The organism is Pseudomonas sp. GOM7, assembly GCF_026723825.1.
Taxonomy (GTDB): Bacteria; Pseudomonadota; Gammaproteobacteria; order Pseudomonadales; family Pseudomonadaceae; genus Aquipseudomonas.
The window spans coordinates 2,865,419-2,878,973 of sequence record NZ_CP113519.1; the positions used below are offsets into that span (position 1 = coordinate 2,865,419).

The 13,555-nt window shown below is 68.2% G+C and carries 1 protein-coding gene; it reads left to right on the forward strand.

Translation table 11 applies throughout. The annotated features are described in order from the left end of the window. Nucleotides 1-13,533, forward strand: a complete 13,533-nt coding sequence (locus OU800_RS12585; RefSeq protein ID WP_268177616.1) for a non-ribosomal peptide synthetase — start codon at nt 1-3, stop codon at nt 13,531-13,533. Nucleotides 13,534-13,555 lie beyond the last annotated feature (22 nt).

A 13,555-nucleotide genomic window follows, 5' to 3' on the forward strand; every position in this document is an offset into this window, starting at 1 on the left:
GTGACCGACACTACGCAAAGCCTCGACGCCCTCAAACGCGCAGCCCTGCTGCGCCTGCTCAAACAACGCGGCGCCCAGCCGGAACAGGTCAAGGCCCAGGCCAGCATCCCGCAGGCCGACCGCACGGCGCCCCTGCCCTTGTCGTTCGCCCAGCAGCGCTTGTGGTTCCTCGACCAGCTCGACCCTACGGCGAGCGTCGCCTATCACATGCCGGCGGCCCTGGCGCTGCGTGGCGAGCTTGACCGTGACGCCCTGAAAGCCGCCCTGAACCAGCTCGTGGCGCGCCATGAAAGCCTGCGCACCACCTTTGCCCGCGACGGCGAGCAGACCGTGCAGGTGGTTGCCCCGATCGACAGCGGCTTCAGCCTCAGCGAACATGACCTGCGCCACCTGCCCGCTGCCGAAGCGCGTGCCGAGGCCGAGCGTCTGGCCGAGGAAGAAGCCCGCGCCCCGCTGGTGTTGAGCGAAGGCCCACTGGTGCGCGGGCGCCTGCTGCGCCTGACCGACCAGGAGCACCGCCTGCTGCTGACCCAGCACCACATCATTTCCGATGGCTGGTCGACCGGCGTGCTGGTCAAGGAACTGGCAGCGCTGTACCAGGCCCTGAGCAGCGACCAGGCGCCCGCCCTGCCCGACCTGCCCCTGCAATACGCCGACTACGCCGCCTGGCAGCGCGCGCAGCTCAGCGGCGAGGCCCTGGCCGAACAGGTGGGCTTCTGGCGAGATCGCCTGAGCGGTGCCCCGGCGCTGCTGAACCTGCCGACCGACCGGCCACGCCCCGCGGTGCAGAGCTTTCGCGGTGACACCCATGTGTTCGACCTGCCGCCGGCGCTGGCTGGAGCCATCCAGCAGCAGGCCCAGGCCCGTGCCGCCACGCCGTTCATGCTGCTGATGGCGGCCTGGGCGGTATTGCTGGCCAGGGTCAGTGGCCAGCAGGACGTGGTGATTGGCACCGTCGCCGCCAACCGCGACCGCCCCGAATGGCAGGGCGTGATCGGTTTCTTCGTCAACACTCTGGCCATCCGCGTACGCCTGGAAGCTGATCCGACCCTCGCCGAGGTGCTGGAGCAGGTCAAGGCGCTGATGCTCGAAGCCGCCGACTACCAGGGCGCGCCCTTCGACCAAGTGGTCGAGGCGCTCAACCCGCCGCGCAGCGCCAGCCACAGCCCGGTGTTCCAGAGCATGCTCTACACCAATGCCGGCGGTGCGGGAACGGCGCTGCAACTGCCGGGCCTGGAGCTGGAGTTCCTGCCCTCGCACAAGGCCAGCACCCAGCATGACCTTTCGCTGCACATCGACGAAGGCCACGGGCGCCTGTCGTGCAGCCTGTCCTACGCCACCGCGCTGTTCGAGGCGGCCAGCATCGAACGCCTGGGGCAACGCTTCGAGAACCTGCTGGAGCACTTCACCCAGGCTCCGGACACCCGCCTGAGCCGCCTGGAACTGGATCGCGAGACGCCGCTGCCGGCCATCGAAGCGCTGCCCGAGCATCCGGCGCAGATGCCGCTGTCGTTCCACCAGGAACGCCTGTGGTTCATCGACACCTTCGAGGCCGGCTACCTGTACCCGGCCAACCCGGTGTACCACAACATTCCGCTGCTCCTGGCCCTGGACGGCGAAGTCGACCAGGCAGCGCTACGCCAGGCCCTGAATGGCCTGCTGGAGCGCCACGCGCTGCTGCGCTGCCGCATACATGGCGATGGCGCGCGTGGCTGGCAGACTTTCGTCGGGGCAAGCCAGTTGCCACTGACGCTGATCCAGGCCGACGCGCACGCGCTGTTTGAACAGGCCCTGGCGGAAACCCGCAAGCCGCTGCCGCTGGGCGATTCCAGCCTGGTACGTGCCTGCCTGGTACAGGCCGACGAACGCCAGGCCGTGCTGGCGCTGACCGTGCACCACCTGCTGGCCGACCGCACCAGCATGAGCGTGCTGCGCCGCGACCTGCTGGCGCTGTACGCGGCGGCCTGTGCCGGGCGCGAAGCCGACCTGCCGGCCCTTGACCATTCGTTTGCCGACTTTGCCGTCTGGCAGCGCCAACTGCCGGCGGCGGTCACGGAAAACCTGCGCGCCTGGTGGGCCTACCAGCTACGCGGCAAGCTGCAGGCGTTGGAACTGCCGCTGATGCGACCGCGGGCGGCGGTGCATATATTTGCCGAAGCCACGCATGATTTCCGTGTCGAGCCGGCGCTGGTACGCCGCCTGCAGGGCCTCGCCGAGCAGACTGGCTACAGCACCCAGAGCCTGGCGCTGAGCGCTTTCAGCGCACTGCTGCGCCGCTACGCCGGGCATGACGAACTGGTGCTGGGCACCAGCGCCGCGTGTCGCAACGAGGCGCTGGCCGGGGTGGTCGGGCCCATCGACAACCTGCTGGTGATCCGCAGCCAGTGCCCGGCCGGCACCACGCCGCAGGCGCTTTGCGCCAGCGCCGCCGAGACCCTGGCCCAGGCCCTGGCGCACCGCCAGTTGCAATTCGACCAACTGGTGCTGGCGCTGAACCCGGCCAAGGACATGAGCCGCACCGCGCTGTTCGATGTGCTGTTCAACTACAAACAGGCCGAGCCGAGCGAAGTGGTCGCCGGGGTGTCCTTCACGCCACTGGAAACCAACCTGGGCTACGGCAAGAACGATCTGCACCTGCTGATCGACGACCATGGCCTGCACTGGAACGGCCATCTGGTGTACAACGCCGAATTCTTCGAGCCGGCATTCACCGAGCAACTGATGCAGCACTACGTGCGCCTGCTCGAAGCCCTGGTGGACGCGGCGCAGACGCCCGTGGACGATCTACCGCTGCTCAGTGCCGAGCAGCGCCAGCAGCAGGTACTGGCGTTCAACGACAGCGAAGCGGCCTGGCCCGAGCAGATGACGATTCACCAACTGTTCGAGGAACAGGTGCGCCAGTGCCCCGAGCGCATTGCCGTGAACCTGGGCAACCAGCGCCTCAGCTATGCGCAGCTCAACGCCCAGGCCAACCAACTGGCGCACCGCCTGCGCGCCGCCGGGGTCACCCCGCAGGCGCCGGTGGCCATCGCCCTGCAGCGTTCGCTGGGCATGGTGGTGGCGACCCTGGCAGTGCTCAAGGCCGGTGGCGCCTACGTGCCGGTCGACCCCAACGCCCCCGCAGAGCGCATTGCCTTCGTCCTGCAGGACAGCGGCGTACGCCACGCCATCATCGACCCGGCGCTGGCCGAGACGGCCGCCCGCCTGGGCATCGAAGTGCTTGCCCTGCAAGACGACAGCGCCAGTTCTGCTGGCAGCGAAAACCTGCCCAACCTCAGCGCGCCGGACCACCTGGCCTATGTCATCTACACCTCGGGCTCCACCGGCCAGCCCAAGGGTGCGCTGCTGGAACATCGCAACGTGGTGCGCCTGCTGCACAACAGCCGCGCACCCTTCGACTTCGGCGCGAACGACGTGTGGTCGCTGTTCCATTCGCATGCCTTCGATTTCTCCGTATGGGAGATGTTCGGCGCCCTGCTGCACGGTGGCCGCCTGGCCCTGGTGCCGGAAGCCCTGCGCCGTGACCCTCAGGGGCTGCTGGAGTTCCTGCAGGCCGAGCAGGTCAGCGTACTCAACCAGACCCCTTCGGCCTTCGACGCGCTGAGCAGTGTGGCCGTGGACCACCCCGCCAGCCTGGAACACCTGCGTTATGTCATCTTCGGCGGCGAAAGCCTGGAGCCGGCACGCCTGGCGGGCTTCCACCAGCGCTTCGGCCATGTGGCGCTGGTGAACATGTACGGCATCACCGAAACCTGCGTGCACGTGACCTTCAAGGCTCTGCAGCAGGCCGACATCGACGCCGGCATCTCCAACGTCGGGCGACCGATCCCAACCACCGAGGTGTACGTGCTCGACGACCGGCAGCGCCTGCTGCCAGTGGGCGTGGCCGGGGAAATCTGCGTGGCTGGCCTGGGTGTCGGGCGTGGCTACCTGAACCGCCCGGAACTGACCGCCGAGCGCTTCATCGACAACCCACTGCGCCCTGGGCAGCGCCTGTACCGCTCGGGGGACCTGGGCAAATGGCTGAGCAACGGCGAGCTGGTGCACCTGGGGCGCATGGATGCCCAGGTGAAGATCCGCGGTTTCCGTATCGAGCTGGGCGAGATCGAAGCCAAGCTGCTCGCCTGCCAGGGCGTGCGCGAAGCTCGCGTGCTGGCCCGTGACGATGCGGCCCAGGGCAAGCGCCTGGTGGCCTACCTGATCCCGCAGCCGGGCACCACGCTGGCCGTGGCCGCATTGCGCGCGCAACTGGGCGCGACACTGCCGGACTACATGATTCCCAGTGCCTTCGTGAGCCTGGCCAGCTACCCGCTGACGGTCAACGGCAAGCTCGACACCCAGGCCCTGCCTGCCACTGACCTCAACGCCATGGCCAGTGAGTCCTATGCCGAACCCGAAGGGCCGACCGAACAGGCCCTGGCCGAGCTCTATGAAGAGTTGCTCGGGGTTTCGCCGGTGGGCCGCAACGACAGTTTCTTCGAACTCGGCGGGCATTCGCTGCTGGCGGCGCAACTGGTCGTTCGGGTGCGCCAGCAATTGGGCCACGAGCTGATGCTGCGCGACCTGTTCAGCAACCCCAGCGTCGCCGCCCTGGCGCAGGTGCTCGGCGTCACCCAGGCCAGCACCCAACAAGTCATTCTGCCGGCCGATCGCAGCGCGCCGCTGCCGCTGTCGTTCGCCCAGCAGCGCCTGTGGTTCCTCGACCGCCTGGACCCTGCTGCCAGCGCCGCCTATCACATGCGCGCCACCTTGCTGCTGCGCGGTGAGCTGGACCGTGGCGCACTGCAAGCCGCGCTGGACCGCCTGGTCGAGCGCCACGAAAGCCTGCGTACCACCTTCAGTTGCCCCGGCGAACAGCCGGTGCAGGTCATCGCAGCAGCAGACATCGGCTTCAGCCTGAGCGAGCAGGACCTGCGTGCCCTGCCCTATGAGCAAGCCAGCCAGAGCGCCGCGCGCATCGCCGATCATGAAGCGGCCAAGCCCTTCGATCTGAGCAGCGGGCCGCTGATTCGCGGCCATCTGCTGCGCGTGGCCGACGATGAGCACGTGCTGCTGGTGGTGCAGCACCACATCATCTCCGACGGTTGGTCGGTGGGTATCTGCGTGCGCGAGCTGGGTGCCTTGTACCGCGCCTTCAGCCAGCGGCAACCCGACCCGTTGCCGCCCCTGGCGATCCAGTACGCCGACTACGCCGCCTGGCAGCACCGTACGCTGGGCCATGAGCAGTTGCAGGCCCAGGCGGCCTACTGGCGCGAGCACCTGCAAGGCGCACCGGCAGTGATCAACCTGCCCGGCGACCGGCCACGCCCGGCGCGGCAGAGTTTCCGCGGCGGCGATGTCCCGGTGCTGATCGAGGCGCCGCTGTACCAGCGCCTGGCGAATGTCTGCAAACAGCACCAAGTCACACCCTTCATGGCCTTGCTCAGCGCCTGGGGGGTGCTGATGGCACGCCTGGGCAACGAGCCGGACGTGGTGATCGGCGTGCCCAACGCCAACCGCAGCCGCGCCGAGACCGAAGCGCTGATCGGCTTTTTCGTCAATACCCAGGCGCTGCGCCTGAACCTCGCCGACAACCCCAGCGGTGCGCAACTGCTGGATCTGGCCAAACAGGCGGTACTGGGCGCCCATGAACATCAGGACATCCCCTTCGAGCAGGTGATCGAGGCGTTGCAGCCGCCGCGCTCGCTCAGCCACAGCCCGGTGTGCCAGGTGGCCCTGTCGCTGGACAACACCCCCGGCCAGGCCGACCTGGCGCTGCCGGGCCTGAGCCTGACGCCGGTGGAGCAGGCGCACCACACCGCGCAATTCGAGCTGATGCTGACCCTGGGCCATGCCGATGGCGGCCTGGCCGGGGTGATCGAGTACGCCAGCGACCTGTTCGAGCGCAGCACGGTGGAACGCTTCGCCGAGCATTTCAAGGTGCTGCTGACGGCGCTGCTGGATGACCTGCAACAGCCGGTGCTGAACCTGCCGCTGCTCAGCGCTGCGCAGCGTCAGGCCAGCCCGGCCACGGCACAACCCAAGGCGCGCTTTGCCGGTACGCCGCTGCTGCACCAGCGCTTCGAGCAGGCCGCCGCCGACGCACCGCACAGCATTGCCCTGAGCTTCGCTGACCAGCAGGTCAGCTACCAGGCCCTGAACCGCCGGGCCAATGACCTGGCCGAGCAGTTGCTGAGCCAGGGCGTGCAGCCCGATCAACGCGTGGCCATTCTCGCCGAGCGCGGCATTGGCCAGGTGGTGGCGATTCTCGCGGTGCTCAAGGCCGGCGCCGGCTACGTGCCGCTGGACCCGGCCTACCCGGCCGAGCGGCTGGGCTACCTGCTGGACGACAGCCAGCCGACCCTGCTGCTGGCCGAGCCGGCCTGCCTGAGCGTCTTGCCAGACCACGACGTGCCGGTACTGGCCCTGGACATCAGTGCCGAAGAGCCTGGGCCGGAGTACGACCACAACCCGGAACTGCCGAGCCTGCAGGCACGGCACCTGGCCTACGTGATCTACACCTCCGGTTCCACCGGGCAGCCCAAGGGCGTGCAGGTGGAACATCGCCAGGTCGCCCGGCTGTTCGATGCCTGCGCCGAGCTGTTCGACTTCGCTGCAGAGGACGTGTGGACGCTGTTCCACTCCTTTGCCTTCGACTTCTCGGTCTGGGAACTGTGGGGCGCACTGAGCCATGGTGGACGACTGGTGATCGTACCGGCCGAGGTGGCCCGCTCCGCCGAAGACTTCCATGCCCTGGTGTGCCGCGAGCGTGTCACCATACTGAACCAGACCCCGAGCGCCTTCCGCCGCTTCATCCAGGCCCATGAGCGTGCCCCGGGCGAGCACAGCCTGCGCGAGGTGATCTTCGGCGGCGAAGCGCTGGAGTTCGCCAGCCTGCGCCCGTGGATCGCACGCACACCCCTGAACCGCACGCGTCTGGTGAACATGTACGGCATCACCGAAATCACCGTGCATGCGACCTTCTACCCGCTGGCCCAGCACGAGATCGACGAAGGCGCGCCGAGCCTGATCGGCATCCCGCTGCCAGACCTGTGCCTGCGCGTACTGGATGCCAACCTGCAGCCGGTACCGGTCGGTGTGGAAGGCGAAATCTACATCGGTGGCGGCGGCGTGGCTCGCGGTTACCTCAACCGTGACGCGCTGAACGCCGAGCGTTTCATCGACGACCCCTTCGCCCCCGGCGAGCGCCTGTATCGCACGGGTGACACCGCGCGCTACAACAGCGACGGCGGCGTGGTGTACGTGGGCCGCAATGATTCCCAGGTGAAGATTCGCGGCCTGCGTATCGAGCTGGGTGAAATCGAAGCGCGTCTGCTGGCCTGCCCTGGTGTCAGTCAGGCCAGGGTGCTGGCCTTCGAGTACGCGCCGGGCGATCAGCGCCTGGTGGCGTATCTCATCCCTCATGACGGTGCGGTGCTGGACGCGGCGCGGCTGCGCGAGCAACTGGCCGAGCACCTGATGGACTACATGCTGCCCAGTGCCTTCGTGTCGCTGCAGGCCTGGCCGTTGACCACCAACGGCAAGCTGGATCGCAAGGCCCTGCCCGCCCCGGATAGCGGTACGCTGGCGCGACGCGAGTACCAGGCGCCACAAGGGCCGGTGGAAACCCTGCTGGCGCAGGCCTGGCAAAGCCTGCTGCGGGTCGAGCAGGTTGGCCGTGAGGATCACTTCTTCGAGCTGGGCGGGCATTCGTTCCTGGTCATCAGCCTGATCGAGCGCCTGCGCCAGGAAGGCCTGGCCCTGGACGTGCGCACCGTGTTCGCGGCGCCGACGCTCAAGGCCATGGCCGCTGCCACCGTACCGGTCGATGCGCAGCAGGCCGCCGCCACCACATCGGCGATTCCGGCCGATTGCCAGCACATCACACCCGACATGCTGCCGCTGGCGAGCTTGAGCCAGGCCGAGATCGAGCAGATCGTCGAGCAGGTGCCAGGCGGGGCCGCCAACGTGCAGGACATCTACCCGTTGTCGCCGCTGCAGGAAGGCATTCTGTTCCACCATCTGCTGCAGAGCGAAGGTGATGCCTACCTGATGCGCACCGTGGTGACCTTCGAGCGCCGCGAGCTGCTGGATAACTTCCTGGCCGCCGTGCAGGTGGTCATCGACCGCCACGACATCCTGCGCAGCGCGCTGCGCTGGCAGGGTCTGCCAGCTCCGGTGCAGGTGGTGCAGCGCCAGGCCAGGCTGCCGCTGGTAACCCTCGACTGCCCGCCGGGAGAAAGCGCCCTGGAGGTGCTGCGCGAGCACACCGACCCGCATCGCCTGCGCCTCGATCTGCAACAGGCGCCGCTGATCGCCGCCTACGCCATTCACGACGAGCCGGGCCAGCAATGGCTGCTGGCGCTGCTCGACCACCATCTGATCAGCGACAACGTCACCCTGCGCCTGATCATGCTGGAGATCCAGGCCGTGCTCGATGGCCGCGTCGAGCAACTGCCGCCGTCGCAACCCTATCGTGACTTCATCGCCAAGAACGCCCAGGTGCCGGTCGCCGAGCATGAGGCCTACTTCCGCCGGCTGCTGCATGACGTAGACAGCACCAGTGCGCCGTTCGGGGTGCTGGATGTACACGGCAGCGGTGCCGGTATCCAGCGGGCGGTCAGGCACCTGAGTCCGGCGCTGACCCAGCGCGTGCATCAGGTCGCCAGCGCCCAGGGTGTGCCGACCTCGGTGCTGTTCCACGCCGCCTGGGGCCTGGTGGTGGCCGCCACCAGTGGCAGCGATGAAGGCCTGTTCGGCACCGTGCTGTCGGGGCGCTCGCAAGGCACCGCCGGTGCCGACCATGCCCTGGGCATGTTCATCAATACCCTGCCGATGCGCCTGCGGGTTCGCCAGCACAGCGTCGCGCAGCTGGTGGCCGATGCCTATCAGCAACTCAGCGAGCTGCTGGTGCACGAACAGGCGCCCCTGGCCCTGGCCCAGCGCTGCAGCGCCGTGGAAGCCTCCGCACCGCTGTTCACGGTGATCCTCAACTGCCGCCATGGCGAGTTGATCGATGCCGACGGCCAGCAGCGCGAGCAATTGGCCGATCAGCCTGGGATTCGCTTCCTGGCGTCGGAAACCCGCACCAACTATCCGCTGGAAATCGCCGTCGCCGATGTCGGCGAACAGTTCTCGCTGACGGCCCAGGCGGTGAGCGGCATCGACCCGGCGCGGGTCGCTCAGTACCTGGAGCAGGCCGTGTCTTCCCTGGTCGATGCCCTGCAGCACGACCCGACACGCCCGGCCCAGAGCCTGGAGGTGCTGCCCGACGCCGAGCGCGAGCAACTGCTGCACGGCTTCAACCACAGCGCCGAGGATTTCGGCGCGGTGCGCCCGCTGCATGTGCAGTTCGAGCAACAGGCCGAGCAACAGCCCGACGCCACGGCGCTGGTCCATGAGCAGCAACAGCTCAGCTACCGCCAGCTCAACCGCCGCGCCAACCACCTGGCTCGGCAGCTACTGGCCCTCGGCGTACAACCTGACGACCGCGTGGCGCTGTGCGCCGAGCGCAGCCTGGAGATGATCGTCGGCGTGCTCGCCGTGCTCAAGGCCGGTGCCGCCTATGTGCCACTGGATCCGGCCAACCCCACCGAGCGCATGGCCTTCCTGCTCGCCGACAGCCAGCCGTGCGCCGTGCTGGCCCAGACCGCGCTGACGCTGCCGCCAGTCAGCGTGCCGCGCCTGGCGCTGGACAGCGCAGAATCCCTGGCCGCTGCCGACGACTCCGGCTACGACAGCAACCCGCAGGTACCGGCCCTCAGCCCTGAACACCTGGCTTACGTGATCTACACCTCCGGTTCCACCGGCCAGGCCAAGGGCGTGATGGTCGAGCACCGCTCGCTGTTCAACTTCAGCCAGGTGTTGGCGCGCACCACCCACAGCCATTGCAGCGCGCAAGCGCGGGTGGCGCTCAACGCCGGCTTCTACTTCGACATGTCGCTCAAGGGCATCTGCCAGCTCGGCGCCGGCCACTGCCTGGTGATCGTGCCGCAGCACCTGCGCGCCAGTGGCCAGGAGTTGCTGGACTTCCTCGAAGCCGAGCAGATCCAGGCGTTCGACTCCACCCCTTCGCAACTCGACGGCCTGCTCGCCGCCGGGTTGCTCGAGCGTGAACGCTACAAGCCGCGCAGCGTGCTGCTGGGTGGCGAGCCGATCAACGCCGCGACCTGGGCACGTCTGCGCGCCTGCCCGAGCATCCACTTCTACAACATGTACGGGCCGACCGAAGGCACCGTGGACGCCAGCCAGGGCCGGATCGCCGACCTGGGCGAACAACCCAGCATCGGCCGCCCGCTGGCCAACGTGCAGCTCTACGTGCTCGACGCCCTGGGCCAGCCGGCGCCGATCGGCGTGGCCGGTGAACTGCATATCGGCGGTATCGGTGTGGCACGCGGTTACCTCAACCGCCCGGAACTGACCGCCGAGCGCTTCATCCACACCCCGTTGGGCCGCCTGTACAAGACCGGTGACCTGGGCCGCTGGCGCGCCGACGGCACCCTGGAGTACCTGGGCCGCAACGACTTCCAGGTGAAGATTCGCGGCTTCCGTATCGAACTGGGCGAGATCGAAAGTGCCCTGCTGGCCTGCGACGGCGTGCGCGAAGCGGCGGTCATCGCCCGCAATGACAGCCATGGTGACGAGGCCGGCACCCGCCTGGTGGCCTACCTGTGCGGTACGCCGCCGGACGCTGGGCAATTGCGCGCGGCACTGCTCGAGCGCCTGCCGGAGTACATGGTGCCCAGCGCCTACGTGGTGCTGGAGCAGCTACCACTAACTGCCAACGGCAAGCTCGACCGCCGCGCCCTGCCTGCCCCGGGCGCCGAGTCCCTGGCCAGTCAGGCCTACGTGGCTCCGCAAGGCGAGACCGAACAGGCCATCGCGCAGATCTGGCAGGCCCTGCTGGGTGTCGAACAGGTCGGCCGCGATGACGGCTTCCTGGAGCTGGGTGGCCACTCGCTGCTGGCGGTGCAGTTGCTGTCGAGGCTGCGCCGCAAACTGGGAGCGCGCATCAGCCTGCGCGAACTGTTCGAGGCGCCCACCGTGCGCGGCCTGGCGGCGCTGGTGGACGGCACTTCGTCGAATGACGCCGGCAGCATCCCGCTGGCCAACCGCAATCAGCGCCTGCCGTTGTCGTTCGCCCAGCAGCGCCTGTGGTTCCTCGATCAACTGGATCCGGCAGCCGGCGCGGCCTACCACCTGCCGCAGGCCCTGCGCCTGAGCGGCCCGCTGGATCGCCGTGCGCTGCAGGCCACGCTGGATCGCCTGGTGGCCCGCCACGAAATCCTGCGTACACGTTTCGAGCGGGTCGACGGTGAGCCAGCCCAGGCTATCGCACCGGCCGACTGCGGCTTCAGCCTGGCCTATGAAGACCTCCGAGGGCTGCCCGAGGCCGAGCGTGAAAGCGCCCTGCAGGCCCTGGGCGAAGCCAACGTCACGCAGTTGTTCGACATGGCGCGTGGCCCGCTGCTGCGCGGCTTGCTGGCGCAAGTGGATGAACAGGAGCACGTGCTGTTCATCACCCTGCATCACATCATTTCCGATGGTTGGTCGAACAGCGTCCTGGCCAGCGAGGTCAGCCGGCTGTACAGCGCCTTCGTCCAGGGTCAGCCGGATCCCTTGCCGCCGCTGCCGCTGCAATACGCCGACTATGCCGCCTGGCAGCGTCGTGTGCTCGACGCTGCCGGCCTGGAAGCCAGCCTGAACTTCTGGCGGCAGTACCTGGATGGAGCCCCCGCGCTGTTGAACCTGCCGCTGGACCGCCCACGCCCGGCCACCCAGAGCTATGCCGGCGGGATCGTCGAGTGCCGCTTCCCGGTCGAGCTGAGCGCGCAGTTGCGCCAGTTCAGCCAGGCCCAGGGCAGCACCTTGTTCATGCTGTTGCTGGCCGGCTGGTCAGCGCTGATGAGCCACCTCAGTGGCCAGCAGGATGTGGTGGTCGGTACCCCGGTCGCCAACCGTTCGCGCCCGGAGCTGGAGCCACTGATCGGCTTCTTCACCAACACCCTGGCACTGCGCGTCAAACCCTGCGCCGAAACGCCGGTGAATGACCTGCTGGCGCAGGTCAAGGCCACCACGCTGGCGGCCTATCAGCACCAGGACCTGCCGTTCGAGCAGGTGGTCAGCGCCCTGCAGCCGGTGCGCAACATGGGGCACAACCCGTTGTTCCAGGTGATGCTGAGCCTGAACAACACCCCGGACGCACCGCTGCAACTGCCCGGCCTGCGGGTGGCCGGTGTCGAGCGCCCGCACCATGCCACGCAATTCGACCTGGCGCTGTCGCTGGTCGACCACGGCGACTTCATCGGCGGCAGCCTGCAGTACGCCAGCGACCTGTTCGACACCGCCAGTGCCGAACGCATCGCGGCGCTGTTCGGTACGCTGCTGGAACACTGGGTCAGCGACGCCACCCAGCCGCTCAGCCAGGTGCTGGCTCAGCTACCGGTGCCGGTGCGCAAGGTGCACAGTGATGAACCGGCGCTACAGGCCGCGGCGCAGCCCAAGCCTTTCGAGGCGCCGCAAGGCCCCGTCGAGCAGGCGGTGGCGGCCATCTGGCGGAGCCTGTTCAACAAGGAGCAGATCAGCCGCCACGACGATTTCTTCCAGTTGGGCGGGATTTCCCTGATGGCCGTGCAAATGACCTCACGCCTGCGCAAGGTGCTGGGCAAGCCAGTGGCGGTGCGCGACCTGTTCGTCGAACCGACCCTGGCGGGCTTCGCCCGCACGCTGAGCGGCGAGGCTGAGCAAGGCCAGGCGAGCAACCTGGTGCCAGTACGCCCGCGCGGCGAACGGCGCCCGCTGTTCCTGGTGCATCCATTGGGGGGCGAGGTGCAGTACGCCTACGACCTGGCCGCCGCCTTGCCGGACAGCCTGCCGGTATACGGCCTGGCCGCCAGCGGCTTGAAGGCCGATGAAAGCGTGCTCAGCGACGTGCCGGCCATGGCCTCGCGCTACCTGGCCGCTATCCGCCAGGTGCAAGGCCGTGGACCTTACCGCATCGCCGGCTGGTCGGCGGGTGGCCTGATCGCCTATGAAATGGCGCGCCAGCTTCAAGCCAGCGGCGAGCGCCTGGAGTTCCTCGGCATCATCGACGCTTCGGCCCGCACCGAAGCCGAGGCTGGGCCTGCACCGAGCGAAGCGCAGTTCCTGATGGCCTGGCTGCCCCAAAGCATTCCGGAGGATCTGCACCAGCGCCTGCAGTCGCTGGCCGAGGACAACGCCGTGGAGCCCATGCTCGCACTGTGCAGCGAATACGGGCTGCTGCCCGAAGAACTGCCTGCGGGCATCGACCTGGCCTTGCTGCGCAGCCACCTGGCGGTGGCCTGGGGCATTCGCAAGGCAGTGGGCGCCTACGTGACCCCGCCGAGCACGCTGAGCCTGAAGCTGTTCAGCGCTGCCGACCAGCCACGCCAGGACCCGACTCTGGGTTGGACACAGGTGGTGGGTGAACAGGTGCAGGCTGTGGCGCTGCCAGGCACGCACAACAGCTTGGTCAAGGCACCTTATGTCCAGGCATTGGGTGAGGCGATCGACAAGGTCTTGCAGGAGGCCTGATACGCTGAAGGCTACTGCCCGG